Below are 18,613 nucleotides of genomic sequence, written 5' to 3'. Positions count from 1 at the left end.
TTTGATTTCATACTACTCGTTATACAAATTAAAAATAACACTGCTATAATTATTGCCAAACTTATTCTATATCTCGAAAGTGACACTCACTTAAAACATATAACATTTTAATACAAACTATGTTATAATTGATAGTTGTTAAATATAAATAACAATTCTACATCGCCTATTGTATTTATATATTTTACAAAAATGAGGATAATATTATGGAGAAACTCTTAAAGTTCGGTTTAGTAGGAATCTTTAATACACTCATTACAATTATTAGCTTTTGGATATTGTTAAGGTTCGAGATGAACTATCTTGTTGCGAATACCATTGCCTATTTAATTGGTGTTGCCAATAGCTACTATTGGAATAAAAATTGGGTGTTTAAACCTAATAATAAAAGCACGTCAATGTTCTTTAAATTTCTAACTGTAAATTTAATTGTATTGGCTTTTAATACATTATGTTTATTTATATTAGTAGATAAACTTACCTTTAATGCATCTATTGCGCAAATCTTCGCGATTGGTGTCGGAATGGTTATAAATTTTGTCCTTAATAAAATTTGGACATTCAACCAAACTGAAAAGGCCTCTAATTAAACTTGCACAACTTATTTAAAACTATGGAGGATACAACATGGAAAAATTAATTTCGGTTGTAGTTCCTATGTACTTCGAGGAAGAGGTAGCACAGGAATGTTACACCCGTTTAAAGTCCGTTATGCTTCAAAATAATATTAATTACGAGTTTGTCTTTGTAAACGACGGTAGTACAGATCGTACAATGGACATCCTATCAGAAATTGCTGCAAATGATTACCGTACAAAAATTGTTAATTTTGCACGCAACTTTGGACACCAAATAGCTGTTACAGCTGGTATTGCCGCTGCAAAAGGCGACGCTATTGTAATTATCGATGCAGACTTACAAGATCCACCAGAGGTTATTCCTGAACTTATTGCAAAATGGGAAGAGGGATATGAAGTTGTTTATGCAAAACGTAAACAACGTAAAGGTGAAACTTGGTTTAAACTTTTAACAGCGAAATATTTCTATAAATTCTTAAACTATATGTCTGATATCGATATCCCAAAAGATACTGGTGATTTCCGAATCATCGATCGCAAGGTTGCCGATGTTTTCAATCAAATGACGGAGCGAAATCGCTTCATTCGTGGCATGATGTCTTGGGTTGGCTTCCGCCAAACGTATGTTGAATATGAACGTGATGAGCGCTTTGCTGGTGAAACAAAATATCCATTAAAGAAAATGATTAAATTTGCATCAGATGGCATTATTGCATTTTCTACAAAACCATTACGTATCGTTATGTCTTTAGGTTTATTATCAGTTCTCATTTCGATAATTGTCTTACTATATACAATTACTGTGAAAATCATCGGTGATGGTACTCAAACTGGTTGGGCATCCATTATGGTTGCTATTACATTCTTTAGTGGTATTCAATTACTTGGTCTTGGAATCGTCGGTCAGTATATCGCTCGTATTTATGACGAAAGTAAAAATCGTCCGATTTATATCGTAAAAGAAACAATCAATATTGAACTAGAAGAAACTGCACAGAAAAAAGAAAAAGTGCATGTATAATAAAAAAGGTAACAATGAAAACTATCATTGTTACCTTTTTATATTGTAATACCCCATAAGTCGCAAACGAAATTCTTTTAAATTTGGATATGCCTCTAAATTAGACAGCATCCCTTGAATAACTGGAATCCTTGGATTTGGTAATCTCATTTCTGCCTCCAAAACATCTAGCGTAACAAGCAATTCATCATCTTCTAATTGATCCGCTAATGTACGCTTAAACACAATGATTTCTTTTAAAAAATGTTCTTTCACTTGTTCCTTAATAAGCTCTGATTTACAAAAAAACTCTCCAAGCCTTTCTTCATGTAAAACGGGTTCTTCCAAAGATTCTATGAGTCCATCTACTAAATGATCTACCCTTTTTAAAATAAACGTCGATACATAGGACAAATCAATTTCTAGTGTTTGTAAAATAATTAGTTCTAAATATCCACGACATATCCCTTCCACTATAATTACTAAATCCAATAAATATGGCATAACCTTGTCACCATAAATAGACAATAAACTATTCCGATAAAATGCGTGAGACTCTAATTTCATCCGCATCATAAATTCTTCCACTTCTTTATTAAATGGAATAGCATTTTCTCTCGCATGCATAATAATAAATTCCTTATGCTTCTGTATATCAGTAAACTGGCAATACAATTGTTTTGCGAATTTTTCACGTGGTAATAATGATTCTTTATCAATATCCATCATTTTATTTTGAATCTTGTCATAGTAATATCGAAGTGTTGCTAATAACAGCTCATCTTTCGATTTAAAATATAAGTAAAAAGCCCCTTTTGATATACCGCAGGCTGTGACGATTTCTTGTACTGATGTCGCATTCACACCCTTGGTCGCAAATAACTTCATAGCCATCTCTATAATTAAGCGCTCTTTTTCTTTCATATCTTCTCTCCTAAATTTAATCTCGCATCTTATACTACATATATCTCGCTACTTGTGGCAGTAAAAATCCCACTTATTAAAACTTTATTATACCATCTCTTTTCATTGACGACTGACCAACCAGTCAGTTATATTATGTATTAGACTGACCGATTGGTCAATACAATAAAAAGGGAGCGCAAACATGAACAAAATCATCAATTTCTCGTTAAAAAATAAGTTCGCGGTTTGGCTATTAACCATTATTGTTACTATTGCAGGGATCTATTCTGGACTCAATATGAAGCTGGAAACAATCCCTGATATTACAACGCCTATTGTAACAGTAACGACGGTTTATCCTGGTGCTACACCAGAAGAAGTAGCTGATAAAGTTTCAAAACCGATGGAAGAGCAACTACAAAATTTAAGTGGTGTTAACGTTGTTAGTTCATCATCTTTTCAAAACGCATCTTCTATTCAGGTAGAATATGATTTTGATAAAAATATGGAAAAGGCCGAAACAGAAATTAAAGAAGCTCTCACAAATGTGAAACTGCCAGACGGTGTTAAAGATCCGAAAGTTTCTCGAGTAAACTTTAATGCCTTCCCTGTTATTTCATTAAGCGTAGCAAGTAAAAATGAATCTTTGGCTACCTTAACAGAAAATGTAGAGAAAAATATTGTTCCAGGATTAAAAGGACTTGATGGTGTTGCATCTGTTCAAATTACAGGTCAACAAGTAGATGAAGTTCAGCTTGTCTTCAAGAAAGATAAGATGAAAGAATTAGGGTTAAGTGAAGATACTGTAAAAAATGTGATTAAAGGATCGGATGTTTCTTTACCACTTGGCTTATATACATTTAAAGATACGGAAAAATCAGTTGTTGTAGATGGTAATATCACAACGATTAAAGCATTAAAAGAATTAAAGATTCCAGCCGTACCTTCATCACCGAACGGTCAAAGTGGTCAAAACGCTGGCGCTAGTGCGCAAACTACGCAAATGAATCCAGCAGCTATGAACGGAATTCCAACAGTTACATTAGAAGAAATTGCTGATATTAAAGAAGTTGGGAAAGCAGAATCGATTTCTCGAACAAATGGAAAAGAAGCAATTGGAATTCAAATTGTGAAAGCTGCTGATGCAAACACAGTTGATGTTGTAAATGCAGTTAAAGATGAAGTAAAAGATCTTGAGAAAAAATATAAAGACTTAGAGATCATTTCAACATTCGACCAAGGTGCACCGATTGAGAAGTCAGTTGAGACAATGCTTAGCAAAGCAATTTTCGGTGCTATCTTTGCGATTGTTATTATTATGTTGTTCCTACGCAACATTCGAACAACGTTAATCTCTGTCGTTTCTATACCACTTTCTTTATTAATTGCAGTTTCAGTCATAAAGCAAATGGATATTACGCTGAACATTATGACACTGGGAGCCATGACAGTCGCTATCGGGCGCGTTGTCGATGACTCAATTGTTGTTATTGAAAATATTTACCGACGCATGTCGCTATCAGAAGAGAAACTACGCGGAAAAGATTTAATTCGTGAAGCCACGAAAGAAATGTTTATTCCGATTATGTCTTCTACCATTGTAACAATTGCTGTATTCTTGCCGCTTGGACTTGTAAAAGGTATGATTGGTGAAATGTTCTTACCATTCGCCTTAACTATTGTCTTTGCTCTATTAGCATCCTTACTAGTGGCAGTTACAATCGTACCAATGCTAGCTCATTCTTTATTTAGAAAAGAAAGCATGAGGGAAAGAGAAGTACATCATGAAGAAAAACCAAGTAAATTAGCAAACGGTTATAAGCGTATACTTGCATGGGCTTTAAATCATAAAATTATTACATCAAGTATTGCTGTCCTTCTACTAGTTGGTAGTCTTGCACTTGTACCAATTATCGGTGTAAGCTTCTTACCATCTGAAGAAGAAAAAATGATTATCACAACATATAACCCTGAACCAGGTCAAACGTTAGAAGACGTTGAAAAAATTGCAACAAAAGCTGAAAAGCATTTCCAAGATAAAAAAGATGTGAAAACAATTCAGTTCTCATTAGGTGGAGAGAATCCAATGAGTCCTGGCCAATCAAATCAAGCAATGTTCTTCGTTCAATATGATAACGACACGAAAAACTTCGAAAAAGAAAAAGAGCAAGTCATTAAAGATTTACAAAAAATGTCTGGAAAAGGCGAATGGAAAAACCAAGATTTCGGAGCAAGTGGCGGTAGTAACGAAATTAAACTATACGTTTACGGAGATAGTTCGGAAGAAATTAAGCCTGTCGTAAAAGATATTCAAAATATCATGAAGAAAAATAAAGACTTAAAAGATGTAGACTCTAGTATTGCAAAAACATATGCAGAGTACACTTTAGTCGCAGATCAAGAGAAGTTAAGTAAAATGGGGCTAACTGCTGCCCAAATTGGAATGGGACTTTCTAATCAACATGATCGCCCTGTTCTAACAACAATTAAAAAAGACGGTAAAGATGTAAATGTATATGTAGAAACTGAGAAACAGAATTATGAAACAATCGATGATTTAACAAATCGTAAAATTACAACACCACTTGGTAATGAAGTTGCGGTTAAAGATGTTATGACTGTAAAAGAAGGTGAAACTTCTAACACAGTAACACATCGAGATGGCAGAGTTTATGCAGAAGTGAGTGCGAAATTAACATCTGATGACGTTTCAAAAGCATCTTCTGCAGTCCAAAAAGAAGTGGATAAAATGGATCTTCCTTCTGGTGTAGATGTTTCTATGGGCGGTGTTACAGAAGATATTCAAGAATCATTTAAGCAACTTGGATTAGCGATGCTAGCTGCGATTGCTATTGTATACTTCGTTCTTGTCGTTACATTTGGTGGTGCACTTGCGCCATTCGCAATTTTATTCTCGCTACCATTCACAATTATTGGTGCACTTGTTTCCTTATTAATCTCTGGCGAAACATTAAGTGTATCTGCAATGATTGGTGCGCTTATGTTAATCGGTATCGTTGTAACAAACGCAATCGTACTTGTCGATCGTGTTATCCATAAAGAAAATGAAGGTGTATCAACACGTGAAGCATTACTAGAAGCTGGTGCAACACGCCTGCGTCCTATTTTAATGACTGCAATTGCAACAATTGGGGCTCTTATCCCGCTTGCATTAGGCTTTGAAGGTAGTGGCTTAATTTCTAAAGGACTTGGTGTAACCGTAATTGGTGGATTAACGAGTTCAACGTTATTAACACTTCTTATTGTTCCAATCGTTTATGAAGCACTAAGCAAATTTAAAAAGAAAAAAGTAAAATAAAAAAAAATAACCTCGCTAACTGCGAGGTTATTTTTTATCTCCAAACAAGATTAGGAAATCACCATACCCTTCTTTCTCTAGCTCCTCTTTTGGGATAAATCGAAGAGCTGCTGAATTTATACAATAACGAAGTCCATTTGGTCCTGGACCGTCTGGAAATACATGCCCAAGATGTGAGTCTCCTTCTTTACTTCTCACTTCTGTACGCGTCATATTATGACTAACATCCATTTTTTCTTTCACGCTAGCTGACATAACCGGTTTCGTAAAACTCGGCCATCCACATCCACTATCAAATTTATCTATAGAAGTAAACAACGGTTCACCTGAAACGATGTCTATATAAAGACCTTCCTCTTGATGATTCCAATACTCATTTCGAAATGGTGGTTCTGTACCATTTTCCTGCGTTACATAAAACTGCATATCGTTTAGTTTTTCTTTTAAATGGGCATTATTCTTTGGCCAATGTTGTTTAATAAAAGCATCACGCCCTGAACCTTTACGATATAACTCATAGCGGAATGTGTTTTTCTTATGATATCCTTGATGATATTCTTCAGCTGTATAAAATGTAGTAGCTGGCAATATTTTTGTCGCAATTCGTTTTGAAAAGCGCCCACTCTGCTCAAGCTCTTCTTTTGAAGCTTCTGCCTTTTTATGTTGTTCTTCATTATGATAAAAAATCACTGTTTCGTAAGACTGCCCGCGGTCATGGAATTGCCCTCCAATATCAGTCGGATCAATTTGTCTCCAATATATATTTAATAACTCTTCATACGACATTTTATTTGCATCGAATGTAATTTGTACTGCCTCATAATGTCCAGTTGTTTCCGAGCACACTTCTTTATACGTTGGATTCTCTATATGGCCACCTGTATAGCCTGAAACAACTTGTATAATCCCTTCCATCTCTTCAAATGGCGAAACCATGCACCAGAAACACCCTCCAGCAAATGTAGCTAATTCTATCTTTTCATTTACAGTCATTATTTCACCCCTATTCTATATTCTCCTTACAGTATGGCATAAGAAACACTTTGTTATAAAAGAAAAAGCATCGAATATCGATGCTTTTTCTTTACTCTATTGTTTTCCAACATCCTGATCCATTTCATCACTTGTCACATCTAAAACATCTAATAAGAAAATGAAGATTGGAATACCGATAATTAGTCCCCACACACCTAAAAAGTGTTCAGAGAAAATTAGTATCATAAACGTGTAGAAGATCGGTAAATTTGTTTTTTGTGACATGAATTTCGGGTTTAACACATAGCTTTCGAGCGCATGGATTACTGTTACGATAACTACAATATAAACGACATACATAATACCGCCGATATTGTAAGCAATCATACAAAGCGGGAATAACGAAATAATAACACCTGCCACTGGAATTAAACCAAGCAAGAAAATCATTAACCCTAAACCTAATAATTGCGGGAAGTCTAATATCCATAATGCGATAACAGATAAAACACAGTTAACAATTGCAATTAAAAATTGTGCTTCAATTACCTTTCCGAATGAACGTGCAAATTTCTTTCCAAAATACTCAATTTCAGTATAGAAAATTGCAAGTCTGCTTTCTTTAAACTTCGCAGTAAAAGCAACGATACGCCCTTTTTCAAGTAAGAAAAATAAGCTTAAAATTACAGAAAGTAAAACTTGCAGACCGAATTTCCCAACATTCGTAATGGATTTATACAAAATGTCTACGCCTTGTCCTACATATTTAGAAAGTTCCATATGATTGACAGCATTAACTGCATACTTAATTAATTCACTATCAGGTGGATTCCTTAAAAATACATTGAATTGATAAATCAATTGCGAAATTTGTATTGTTAATACCGGTAAATATTTAAATAGCGTAATGGCAATTCCCGCCACTAACATTACATATAAAAGCGCTATAATAATTTTTCGATTGATTGGCATGAAATGTTCTAATTTACGAGAAATAAACTTTTGGAATCGATCCATTAAATACGTCAACATAAACGTAATTAAAATTAAATTTAACATACTTTGCATCCCATACAATATGAGAGCAAGTAATACTAATACGATTAACCGCTGAAATCCTTTGCTTTGAAACAGGTTTTTTATTTGCATAATCGACGAGTACTCTCTCCTGTCCTATAAAGTAAAACGTTAATAAGTAGATTTCTCTCTCTTTTCTACCTTTAATTATTTATATTAAAATTCTTATAAGCCCTTATCAAACCATATAGTAGCTTACTTCTCATTTTACAATACAATGACCTAATTCAAAACGTATTCTCCGTAGTATTAATGAAGATTTAAAGAAACTTATATTTTACTAAACATAGGTCTTACCACTACTGTAACATAAAAAGCAAGCTATCAGTAGAAATCCGCCCTACAAATAGCTTGCTTTTATATTTTTTTAAGTAAGTTTTATCCCGCATTAACGGGCAGTAAGATCCCTACCTCAAAATTCGGCGAATATGAGGAAGTTAGGTGGCAGATAACTGCTCGTAAAAGCCCGATTGGTGAAGGCTAATAATCAGTGGGAGATAGACAACCACCACTGATTAAAGTTTCACTTTATTATCCAATAAACGGCATGAACATTGGGATAACCACCACCGTTACGACACCAACTACTGTCACAGCGATACTTGCCATAGCTGCTTCTACTTCACCCATTTCGATTCCTACTGCAACGCCTAATGCATGACCCGCTGTTCCAAGTGCCAAACCTTTTGCAATTGGATGTTTCACCCTAAATGTTTTTAAGAATAATGCTCCTAATGCATATACAATAACTGCGTTAAAGATAACTGCAAATGATGTAATTGCTGGAATACCACCAATGCTTTCAGAAATTGGTAATGCGATGGCTGTTGTTGCTGCCTGCGGTAACATTGAGTTCATTACTGCTGTATCTAAACCAATCGCTTTTGCGACAATGAACACGACAACCACTGAACAAATAGATCCAACCACGATAGCTGACAAAATTTGCCACCAATATTTTTTTAACTTATCAACTTGTTTATATAATGGAATTGCAAAGGCGATTGTTGCTGGCTCTAAGAAGAAACTAATCATCTTCCCACCAGTATTATATTCCTCAAAAGTAAAGTTACCTACCTTTAAAAATACGATCCCTAATACCATTGCTACGAATAGTGGTGTAAATAAGAAGAATCCTTTTGAGTGTTTGAATAAAAACGTTCCGATTCCGTATGCAATTAATGAAACGACGATTCCGAAATATGGAGTCATTGTGCTTGTCATGTTCATTACCTCCTAACCATGTATGGTCTAAAATAGTTACGCGACTTTTCCATGTTTGCTTCCTTTGTTTACAACTTTCAATTCTTTTGTATCTTTTGTTTCTTTGTCATCTTTACCTAACATTAATTGTGCAAATAAACCTGTTACAGCAAGTAAAATAATTGTTGCGACAACGATTACAGTTAGGATTTGTAAAAAATTTTGGCTCATTACATCAAGAGAATTAATAACAGAAATACCTGATGGGACGAAAAGAAATCCGATAATACCTGTTAAAGCAGTTCCAAATGATTCAACTTGCTCCAATTTAATAACCTTTAAACATAATAGACTAAATAAAACGACTAACCCAATTACTGATGAAGGCATCGGAATGGGTAAATGGGTTGAGATAATATTAGAAACTAACATAATAGCTGAAAAAACGAATATTTGTGATAGAAAACCATATACTTTTTTTGTGCTCATTTTGGCCACCTCTTTTGATTTGGTACCTTTATTTTATAAGATATAAATGCAAAAGAAAGCGTTTACATAACAGAATGTCAAATATAAACAGCCAATTACAAAAATTATACAGTGAAATACAAAAGCTGCTTCTTAAATACGAAGCAGCTTCTTGAGCTCTTTTGCATATGTACGACTAACAGGTACTTTTGAACCCTCTTTCATGATTAAATTATAAGTAGAATTGAACCATGGCTGTATTTCTGTAATATGATTAATATTCGCAATAAAACTACGATGAACACGCATAAAAATTGTTTGTGGTAATTTCTTTTCCAAAATAACAAGCGTATCATGTGTTACATATTTTTCTTTCATCGTTTTTACAGTTACTTTCCCATCTTCAAGTCCTACATAAATAATATCTTCAATATTAACAAGTACAATTGACTCCTCAATTGGCAGTGCTAATTTATGCATCTCGGTCGTTACATCTACACTCTTTACATCTTGCTTTGTTTCTATTTTTGTTTGCTTTTGTTTCTTGTATTTCTTTAATGTCTGTACGATACGCTCTTCATCAAATGGCTTTAAAATATAATCTAATGCATCTACTTCAAAGGCTTGCAGTGCATATTGATCATATGCAGTTGCAAACACGATTGAAGGTGGATTTTTCATCTTCTTTAATATATTTGCGATTTCAAATCCGTTATCATCAGATAGTTGGATGTCCAGAAAAACAATCTCTGGTTTGTTTTTCATTAATTCTTCTAATGCATCCTCTACACAATCTGCCTCGCCCACTATCTCTACTTCTTTCGTTCGCTCTAACAAATATTTCAATTCATCCCGTGCTAACATTTCATCATCAACTACCAATACTTTTAACACTCGGTTCTTCCTCCCCTATTTTTTTTGGAATTACAAAGATAATCTCCGTCCCCTTGTTTAATTCACTTTCAATTTGAAGCATTGTCTCTTTCCCAAATAACCCAATAAGTCGTTCATTAATATTATATAAAGCTGTTCCAGTCCCTTTCTTTGATGGAACTACCATTTTTCCTAATTGCTCTAGACGTTCACTCTCAATCCCTTGTCCATTATCTTTCACTTCAAAATGAACCATCCCCTCTTTTTCAAACACATGCACCTCAACTTGGCACAATGGCTGCTTTTTCGGAAAAGCATGGCGCAATGCATTTTCAACTAATAACTGAAGCACAAATGGTGGAACTAAAGTTGTCTTTAATTCTTCTTCAATGTACATCTTTACTTCATACTTATTTGGAAATCTGGCTTGCTCTAACGATAAATATGCTTGTACATGATTCAACTCTTGTTCCAATGGAATAAGTAATTGACGTGCACCTTGCAAATTACAACGAAAATAAACGCTAAGCTGCAGCAATAATTTTCTCGCTTTCTCTACATCTGTTCGGCATAAAGCTGATACTGTATTAATCGCATTAAATAAAAAATGCGGATTGATTTGTGCTTGCAACGCTTTTATTTCAGCATCTTGTAATAACTTACTTTGTAACTCCGCTTCACCTAACTCAAGCTGTGTGGAAAATATTTTAGCTAATCCTTCCGCTAACTCTTCCTCAACACGACTTAATTGACTAGCGTTTTTAAAATAAAGTTTTAACGTTCCTATCGTATTCCCATGTGAAGTTAATGGAATAACAACTGCCGCTTGCAGTGGACACCCATCATGTTGGCAATTAATAATTTCACGCGATTTCGCTTTCATTATTTTCCCTGTATGTAGGACCTCTTTCGATAAACCTGTTATTAAACTGTGTGAAGGAATATGATGATCCGATGCTAATCCAACGTGAGCTAAAATTTTCTCTGTATCTGTTAAGGATACCGCATCTGTTCCCGTAAAGCGGTGGATAATTTGTGCCACATACTTGCAAGATTCTTCTGTTAAACCCCGGCGAAAATAAGGTAACGTTTTATCAGCAATTCGTAATACTTTATGCGTTTGCAATGCTTTCGCATTCTCTTCCTGACGCAAAATAGCTTGGATCATAGAAAGTAAAATAAAGCTCCCGAAACTATTCACAAGGATCATCGGTATCGCGATTGTTTTCACAATACTCATTCCATCCTCTACAATTAATAGAATCATAATCATTTCTAAAGAAACGATAAACACACTTAAAATCGCTGAAAATTTAGGTGTAATTGTACGATTATGTTTTTGGAAAAAGTATCCAATATATCCCGCTATCACTCCTGCTAAAATTGATGAGATTGCACAGCTTGCCGCTGTTGTCCCGCCAAGCATATAACGGTGAATACCAGCAATCGATCCTACTCCAATTCCAACGATAGGACCACCGAGAAATCCACTAATTCCAACACCCATAATACGTGTATTTGCGATTGTACTCGATGAAGAAACACCTTGTATCCAATTTTCATTCATAATCATATTCCCTGCAATTTCAATTCCTGTGTAATTACTTACAATTGTAAACACTGAAAAAATACAAATAAGCTTAAACTTATCTATATATCCATCCTGCCTATGAAGTAGGCGCCTGAATGTCTTAATATGAGAGAGTAAAAAACCTAAAATAACAATCAGTCCAACACGTTCAATCATCATAAGTACTAAATTTAGCATCTGTGGTTCATTCCTTTTTGTTTAGTCAGTTTTATCCCAGTTGATGTAGGCTAATAATCAGTGGTGGATCAGAAAAATCCTCACCAATTATAGCTTCACTTTATTATCGAAAAATAATAAGGTAACCGTCAAGGGGAATGGATATATTTTGAAAAATCCCACCAATACAATTAAACTTTTAACAGACATAAAAAAGAGAGAAAGCTCCCCAAAATAAGAACCTTCCTCTCTTTTTATTATCTATTTTGATTTACTAGCTTTTTGAAATAAGAAGGCCGTTGTATCTTCTTCTTTTACAATACCTTGTTCTAATGCTAATTCCCCTGCAACTTTAGGCGCTAACCATAACATTGGGAATAATAGAAATGATACAGGAACAGCTGTCACTACAATGAAGGATTGTAGTGCATTAATACTTCCCTCACCCATATATAAAAGAATGGCGGCAACAGCGCCCATAATAAGAGACCAAAAAACTCGCAAGGTAATTCTAGGATTTCCATCTCCAGTTACTGCCATTGAAATGGAATAGGCCATTGAATCTCCTGTGGTTACTACAAATAAAATTGTTAATAAAAGAAATGCTGGTCCAACAATATTGGAAAGTGGCAATTGCTCTGTAATTGCAATCATAGCAGCTGGCATACCAGATTCACTTAATGCCACCGAGATAGAACCTGGTTTCATTAACTCATAAAAGACACCAGATCCCCCCAATATAGTAAACCAAAACGTTGTAATAATAGGTGCGATAATTCCAATTGCAACGATTATTTCTCGAATCGTTCTTCCTCTTGAAATTCGGCTCACTAAAATTGCCATCATCGGTCCATATCCAATAAACCATCCCCAGAAGAAAATTGTCCACGATCCTAACCAACTTGCATCGCCACGATATGTACTTATTGGAATAAATTCATGTATATAAAATCCAAATGAAGAAACAAACGAATCAATAATAAATTCACCTGGCCCAAACAGTAATATGAATGCCATTAACAAAATTGCTAATCTAACATTTAAATTACTTATAATTTGAATCCCTTTATCAATACCTGTTACTGCAGATATAGTAGACACAGCCACTACACAAACGATAATTGCCAATTGAGTAGTAAATACATCAGAAATTCCAAATAATTCTTGTAAGCCATAACTTGCTTGTAAACCTAAAAATCCAATTGGGCCAATTGTCCCTGCAGCTACTGCAATAATTGCAAATGCATCAATCATCGTTCCAAACAAACTCTTTCGCAATTTCTCCCCAAAAATAGGATATAAAAGCGTTCGAGGTTTTAACGGCATTCCTTTATGATAGTGACCGTACATCATAACTACTGCACTAATTGTCCCTAAAATCGTCCAGGCTAAGAAACCCCAGTGCATATAGCTTTGTGCTAAAGCAGGCATGACTGCTTCTTGCGTTCCAGCAGATATACCTTCATGTATTGGTGGCACCGTCATCAAATGGTACATTGGCTCTGCTGCTGCCCAAAAAACGCCACCTCCGGCAAGTAATGTAGACATAATAATAGCAAGCCATTTTGCCGTACTAATCTCAGGTTTTTCTAAGTTACCTAGTTTGACCCTCCCATATTTCGAGAATGCCATACACATCGCAACAATAAATGTACCTAACAATAAAACTTGCCAAAAGGCACCGAAATATTTAATTGAAAAGGAAAAACTGTTATTAATTACTCTCTCTACATACTCCTTGTTCACAAAAACTGCAAGTACAAATAATAAAAGCGAACCACCACTAATAAGAAATACAGGCCAATCCGTTTTTTGACTCTTCATCCTCATTTACACTTCCTCCTTCCTCAGCAATCTAAAAAAACAACTTTATTATGTTTCCTTATTTAAATTCGAAACACAATAGTTATATAAGTATAATATTCCATCAATTATCCACACACTTACGTTGTCCCTAAAAATATGCTAAATCCCTTATTTTAAAGAAACAATCTATTCCTCTTACATAAAAGGGCAAAATAAAAGACCTTATATTTCTATAAGGTCTTCGAAACAGAAATTTGATTATAACATACGGAACTCCATGGTTCAAAAAGCCCCTTCCCTAAATAACTAGGAGTAAAGGCTTCCAATTGCTATATAGCAGTAATTAAAAAAATTTATATTTTGCAGGAAACGCTCTATACTACAAACTATTTATGAAAGAAATTCGGCTTCAAAATATCATTTGGATACGGTTTATGATAAACATGAGTGGTAGCTGGTGACAACGGCGGAATTAACCATACCCAATTACCTGTTACAACACGGCCACAAGCGACCTCTTGCTTCTCAAATTGCTGAAATTGTTGTGCAGCAGTATGATGATCGACAATACTCACGCCTTGTTTTTTAAAGGAATGTAACACAGCGATATTCAACTCAATTAATGCCTTATCTTTCCATAACGTACTATTTCTTGACGTATCCAAATTCATCATTTCTGCAACTGCTGGAAGTAAATTATAACGATCATAATCCGCTAAGTTACGAGCCCCAATCTCCGTTCCCATATACCATCCATTGAACGGAGCAGCAGTATAAGAAATACCACCAATCTCTAAACGCATATCTGAAATCATCGGTACTCCATACCATTTTACTCCGAGTGAAGATACAGGGTATTCCGGATGCTCAATTGGTACTTCTTTCACCTCTTCTTTCGGAATTTCTTTATATATAGGTGCTTTCCCATCCACAGAAAATACAAGTGGTAATACATCAAAATTTGTACCTTCTCCTTGCCAACCAAGCTCCTGACAAAAATCTGTAAATGTAGCGGAATGAGAATCACCAATCACTCCCATTTCCGTTTTATATCCTGCATATCGAATTAACTGGTGGTTATAAATCCGTATATTATTTTCTTCACCTTGATATTGCTTAAAAATTGTAATGGTTGGTTTCACTTTCCCGTCGTTCGTTGCATATTTAATATGATGAATTAATGCATTATATACACCCTCTTCATCATTCACTTCACGTGCATCTAATATGTGCATCTTACTCCAAAACAATCTCCCAATGCATCTATTACTATTACGCCATGCCATCCGTGATCCATGAACAAGCTCTTCAAATGTATGCTCATACGTGCCAGTCTTTTCTATCTCTATTAAAATTTCTTTCATACGCTCTTCTATTAATTGCTCTTTATTAAGCTCTTTATAGCAAATCGTAATAAAATTACTTGCTTCCTCTATTAATTGTTTCGTTTTACTCATAAACAATCTCCTTCTATTTCAACAAAACGCTACTACTTTACAGTATAAGCAAAAAGGATAAGAGTCACAAACGAAATCAAAATTGTTACTTTTATCGTAATATTTGTCAAAAGATTTCCAGAATTATTGTTGACTTCCGAAAAAACAAGTGTATTTTTGACTTAAGAAAATTATTTTTACCTTAACCAAATTTTTGAGTGGAAAGTGGGTAATTTCATAAGGTTATGGTTAACTAGACCCATATATTGATGATGCCTGCCATTCATCATGCGTGTAAGGTAAATTTGGTAATGTAAATTACTACCTAAATTATAAACTTGAATATAAATAAAAAGCATGGAATCATAATAAAGATTCCATGCTTTCCTACATACGATACATTAACGTACCCGATATTTAAAAATACAATAGCAAAAGTATAAAATTGAAACTACCGATACATAAACTGATATTTCATATACTAATGGCTCTCCCCATATTCCCATAAAATAAAAGAGAGATGGAAGTGTAAGTGTTACCCATGATTGTACAAATGCTATTCTACCTAGGTATTGATTAATATTTTTCTTTTGCACATTTAGCACAAAGAATAAATACCAAAGTAAAGCCCACATAAACCATGTTAACGCGTTAAGAACATCTTGAAATTGAACAAAAGATACAACCATATAAAATAAAGCAATAATAACTACCCATAGGCAAAACCAACCTAACCCAGTGCTACTCATTCCCGTAATAAAGGTAACTCCTACATACAAATATGTTAAACCAAATAAAAAAGTAGCTGCATATGAATATACCGTCCAATTACTTTGATCAGAAATCATGATCAAATAGAACGGAATGATAATTTGTAATGCCCCCACAAATAAATTAAAGACACCTGCACTTTTCATCTCTGCTTTGCCTAATATGACAAGACTATTTAAGAATAAAGCTGCACCTGAAAGTAATAATCCTACATAACCCATATATATTCGTGTGAAAAATTTCCCTTCCCACACTTCAACCTCCCACCATATAAAAGATAATATTATTTCTTATTTTCCTTCTTACTTCAAACTACATACACAGTTTTTTATATAAGTCAGACTTCCTACCTTTAAAAACGACAGAAAAATCCATTACATAACAATTATATAGAGATGGTATTCCCCAAATACATATATACTAAAAACGCTTTCAATAATAAATAAGCCTAATAAATAGCTAAGATTACTTGATTATAAACGTACTCTAACAACGATACAAGTACTGGAATACTTTTCAATGTTACATTTTTTATTTCTATAAAAAATTAATAGAATGATGCATTTCCCCTATCTCGTTCTATCAATTATCCGCATAGAATATTGTACAATCATATTAATTTGGAAAGGTTTGATATTTATGCCTCTTTATTATCCAAATCAAATTGGTATTTATTCCACAGGTGTTTTAACAAAAGAAGCTGCAACTGCTTCAGCTGTAGTAAACATTGTAAATCTAAATGCATACGAACATCATATAAATATAGAAATTTGGGATTGGTCTAGCTATTCTAATCCGGTAAAATTACCTGTATTAATTGGCGAGAGTTCAGAAGCAAGTTTCCCTTATCCTTTATCTGGAAATCATTCAACTTCTTTTTATGCAGAATTAGATGAGACAGTTAATTTTTATGAAATCCGCATTTCCTATCCGAAGCATGCTAATATTATTGCAAACTGTTTTGGGCGAAGTGCTCTGCCCTATACAATCCAAGAGGGCAATACAGTTTATCATAAACAACTTGTTAAAATTCATGAAGATTTCTCATCTATATTACCAATTTATACAAACCCTCAATAAAACAAATTCCCATTGAAATGCTACGGTCAGTAATATTTCATTGATTTTTCTATTGTAAAATGAACATATTACTGACTTCAACCAACATAATAAAGAATCGAATTTATTATATAAATAAAAATAAAGTATCCTATAAAATATTAAAAGGATACCTTATTAACTACCTTAAATCATTTGATAGCCATTTTTATTATTTACTTGCCATCTCCAAGAATCTACGCACATCTCTTCTAATCCATGTTTCGATTCCCACCCTAATTCTCGCTTTGCTTTAGATACGTCAGCAAAACATATTGCTACATCACCAGGACGACGCTCTATAATTTTATAAGGTATTTTTTGGCCCGAAACCTTCTCAAAAACCTTAACCATCTCCAATACACTATACCCTTTCCCCGTACCAAGGTTATATGCATCAATTCCCTTGGTCACAAGTACTTTCTCGAGTGCCTTTACATGTCCCTTTGCAAGATCAACAACATGAATATAATCCCGGACACCTGTCCCGTCTATTGTCGGATAGTCATTTCCGAATATATTTAATTCCTTTAATTTCCCTACCGCTACTTGTGTTACATATGGCATTAAATTATTCGGAATCCCATTCGGATCTTCTCCAATACGTCCACTTTGATGCGCCCCAAACGGATTGAAATAGCGAAGTAACGCAATACTCCATTCACTATCAGCTTTTGCTATATCACGCATAATTTGCTCAATCATTAATTTGGTTTGCCCATATGGATTCGTCGCGCTTAATGGAAAGTCTTCTGTAATTGGTGATGTTTTTGGAACTCCATATACGGTTGCAGATGAACTAAAAATAAATTTTTTAACATTATGTTTTTGCATTACATCACATAGTATGACTGTACTCATTATATTATTATAATAATATGTAATTGGAATTGTAACCGATTCCCCAACTGCTTTGAAACCTGCAAAATGAATAACTGCTTCAATGTTATTTCTCAAAAAAATATCATTCATTTTTTCACGATTTAAAACATTTTCTTTATAAAATTCAAATTGTTTCCCTGTTATTTCTTTTACTCTGTTTAAAGATTCTATTGAACTATTTGAAAGATTATCTACGACTATTATTTTATAATTATTATTTAATAATTCTATACATGTATGACTACCAATATACCCTGCTCCACCCGTTATAAGTATCGCCATATATATAGTCCCCCACTTATCATCAATTATAAAATCTCAATACACATTTATCCTATCATATTTTGAGGGTGAAAATTCTAAATATTTAAATTTTTATTTTCATTTATATAAAAAGGCTACATAACCTTTAAGTTATATAGCCTTCAACTTACATATTTGTCTATATCATTTCTTATTAATCAAGAAAAATAA

At 34.0% G+C, this 18,613-nt stretch carries 15 protein-coding genes; 4 read left to right on the top strand and 11 right to left on the bottom strand.

Translation table 11 applies throughout. The features are described 5' to 3' along the window. Window positions 1–206 precede the first annotated feature (206 nt). Together MR065_RS17475 and MR065_RS17470 are read left to right on the top strand one after the other, a co-directional pair. Window positions 207–590, top strand: a complete 384-nt coding sequence (locus tag MR065_RS17475; RefSeq protein ID WP_242214555.1) for a GtrA family protein — start codon at window positions 207–209, stop codon at window positions 588–590. Window positions 591–627: 37 nt separating this feature from the next. After that, the gene (locus MR065_RS17470) at window positions 628–1,599 is read left to right on the top strand and encodes a glycosyltransferase family 2 protein (protein WP_242214554.1); all 972 of its coding nucleotides are present in this window, start codon (window positions 628–630) and stop codon (window positions 1,597–1,599) included. Window positions 1,600–1,629: 30 nt separating this feature from the next. Here MR065_RS17470 and MR065_RS17465 read toward each other — a convergent pair whose 3' ends face one another. Further along, on the bottom strand, window positions 1,630–2,502 hold the full coding sequence (locus MR065_RS17465; protein WP_098268581.1) for a TetR/AcrR family transcriptional regulator: 873 nt from the start codon (window positions 2,500–2,502) through the stop codon (window positions 1,630–1,632). 184 nt (window positions 2,503–2,686) lie between these two features. Here MR065_RS17465 and MR065_RS17460 point away from each other — a divergent pair, with 184 nt between their 5' ends. Continuing rightward, window positions 2,687–5,803, top strand: a complete 3,117-nt coding sequence (locus MR065_RS17460; RefSeq protein WP_242214553.1) for an efflux RND transporter permease subunit — start codon at window positions 2,687–2,689, stop codon at window positions 5,801–5,803. A 27-nt stretch (window positions 5,804–5,830) separates the two neighbouring features. On the opposite strand, the gene msrB is transcribed toward MR065_RS17460, so the two are convergent. The 9 genes from msrB to MR065_RS17415 all read right to left on the bottom strand — a co-directional run bounded on the left by msrB (window position 5,831) and on the right by MR065_RS17415 (window position 16,380). Next, window positions 5,831–6,796 (bottom strand): peptide-methionine (R)-S-oxide reductase MsrB, encoded by a 966-nt coding sequence (msrB, locus tag MR065_RS17455; RefSeq protein ID WP_242214552.1) that lies wholly within the window; start codon window positions 6,794–6,796, stop codon window positions 5,831–5,833. Between the two features lie 96 nt (window positions 6,797–6,892). Continuing rightward, window positions 6,893–7,927 (bottom strand): AI-2E family transporter, encoded by a 1,035-nt coding sequence (locus tag MR065_RS17450; protein ID WP_242214551.1) that lies wholly within the window; start codon window positions 7,925–7,927, stop codon window positions 6,893–6,895. 459 nt (window positions 7,928–8,386) lie between these two features. Further along, window positions 8,387–9,079 carry an antiholin-like protein LrgB gene (lrgB, locus tag MR065_RS17445; RefSeq protein WP_002113184.1) on the bottom strand — a complete coding sequence of 231 codons (693 nt, stop codon included), beginning with the start codon at window positions 9,077–9,079 and terminating at the stop codon, window positions 8,387–8,389. A 36-nt stretch (window positions 9,080–9,115) separates the two neighbouring features. After that, entirely contained in the window at window positions 9,116–9,547 is a 432-nt protein-coding gene (gene lrgA, locus MR065_RS17440; protein ID WP_242214550.1) for an antiholin-like murein hydrolase modulator LrgA, read from the bottom strand. Window positions 9,548–9,679: 132 nt separating this feature from the next. Next, window positions 9,680–10,420, bottom strand: a complete 741-nt coding sequence (locus MR065_RS17435) for a LytR/AlgR family response regulator transcription factor (RefSeq protein WP_242214549.1) — start codon at window positions 10,418–10,420, stop codon at window positions 9,680–9,682. Further along, window positions 10,398–12,167: a two-component system sensor histidine kinase LytS gene (gene lytS, locus MR065_RS17430; protein ID WP_242214548.1), complete on the bottom strand. Its 1,770-nt coding sequence runs from the start codon at window positions 12,165–12,167 to the stop codon at window positions 10,398–10,400. Before lytS ends, MR065_RS17435 begins: the two co-directional genes overlap by 23 nt. A 240-nt stretch (window positions 12,168–12,407) precedes the next feature. Continuing rightward, on the bottom strand, window positions 12,408–13,976 hold the full coding sequence (locus tag MR065_RS17425; RefSeq protein ID WP_242214547.1) for a BCCT family transporter: 1,569 nt from the start codon (window positions 13,974–13,976) through the stop codon (window positions 12,408–12,410). A gap of 362 nt (window positions 13,977–14,338) precedes the next feature. Then, the gene (locus MR065_RS17420; RefSeq protein ID WP_242214546.1) at window positions 14,339–15,409 is read right to left on the bottom strand and encodes a nitric oxide synthase oxygenase; all 1,071 of its coding nucleotides are present in this window, start codon (window positions 15,407–15,409) and stop codon (window positions 14,339–14,341) included. Window positions 15,410–15,789: 380 nt separating this feature from the next. Further along, window positions 15,790–16,380 carry an AmiS/UreI family transporter gene (locus MR065_RS17415; protein ID WP_098268574.1) on the bottom strand — a complete coding sequence of 197 codons (591 nt, stop codon included), beginning with the start codon at window positions 16,378–16,380 and terminating at the stop codon, window positions 15,790–15,792. Between the two features lie 418 nt (window positions 16,381–16,798). Between MR065_RS17415 and MR065_RS17410 the strand changes: the two genes are divergently transcribed. Then, window positions 16,799–17,239, top strand: a complete 441-nt coding sequence (locus MR065_RS17410) for a hypothetical protein (protein WP_242214545.1) — start codon at window positions 16,799–16,801, stop codon at window positions 17,237–17,239. Between the two features lie 165 nt (window positions 17,240–17,404). On the opposite strand, the gene galE is transcribed toward MR065_RS17410, so the two are convergent. Beyond that, a complete protein-coding gene (gene galE, locus MR065_RS17405; RefSeq protein WP_242214544.1) occupies window positions 17,405–18,421 on the bottom strand; it encodes a UDP-glucose 4-epimerase GalE in 1,017 nt (338 codons plus the stop codon). Window positions 18,422–18,613 lie beyond the last annotated feature (192 nt).

Origin of the sequence: Bacillus cereus group sp. BfR-BA-01383, from assembly GCF_022663495.1 — a bacterium.
GTDB lineage: Bacteria > Bacillota > Bacilli > Bacillales > Bacillaceae_G > Bacillus_A > Bacillus_A cereus_AU.
The sequence above is the reverse complement of the archived record's forward strand: the minus strand, read 5'-3'. Positions and strand labels throughout refer to the sequence as shown.

Coding starts and splice junctions, on each gene's coding strand:
- MR065_RS17410 (WP_242214545.1), top strand. CDS start 16,799: ATGCCTCTTTATTATCCAAATCAAATTGGTATTTATTCCACAGGTGTT.
- MR065_RS17470 (WP_242214554.1), top strand. CDS start 628: ATGGAAAAATTAATTTCGGTTGTAGTTCCTATGTACTTCGAGGAAGAG.
- lrgB (WP_002113184.1), bottom strand. CDS start 9,079: ATGACAAGCACAATGACTCCATATTTCGGAATCGTCGTTTCATTAATT.
- MR065_RS17425 (WP_242214547.1), bottom strand. CDS start 13,976: ATGAGGATGAAGAGTCAAAAAACGGATTGGCCTGTATTTCTTATTAGT.
- msrB (WP_242214552.1), bottom strand. CDS start 6,796: ATGACTGTAAATGAAAAGATAGAATTAGCTACATTTGCTGGAGGGTGT.
- lytS (WP_242214548.1), bottom strand. CDS start 12,167: ATGCTAAATTTAGTACTTATGATGATTGAACGTGTTGGACTGATTGTT.
- MR065_RS17460 (WP_242214553.1), top strand. CDS start 2,687: ATGAACAAAATCATCAATTTCTCGTTAAAAAATAAGTTCGCGGTTTGG.
- MR065_RS17475 (WP_242214555.1), top strand. CDS start 207: ATGGAGAAACTCTTAAAGTTCGGTTTAGTAGGAATCTTTAATACACTC.
- MR065_RS17420 (WP_242214546.1), bottom strand. CDS start 15,409: ATGAGTAAAACGAAACAATTAATAGAGGAAGCAAGTAATTTTATTACG.
- lrgA (WP_242214550.1), bottom strand. CDS start 9,547: ATGAGCACAAAAAAAGTATATGGTTTTCTATCACAAATATTCGTTTTT.
- MR065_RS17465 (WP_098268581.1), bottom strand. CDS start 2,502: ATGAAAGAAAAAGAGCGCTTAATTATAGAGATGGCTATGAAGTTATTT.
- MR065_RS17415 (WP_098268574.1), bottom strand. CDS start 16,380: ATGGGTTATGTAGGATTATTACTTTCAGGTGCAGCTTTATTCTTAAAT.
- galE (WP_242214544.1), bottom strand. CDS start 18,421: ATGGCGATACTTATAACGGGTGGAGCAGGGTATATTGGTAGTCATACA.
- MR065_RS17450 (WP_242214551.1), bottom strand. CDS start 7,927: ATGCAAATAAAAAACCTGTTTCAAAGCAAAGGATTTCAGCGGTTAATC.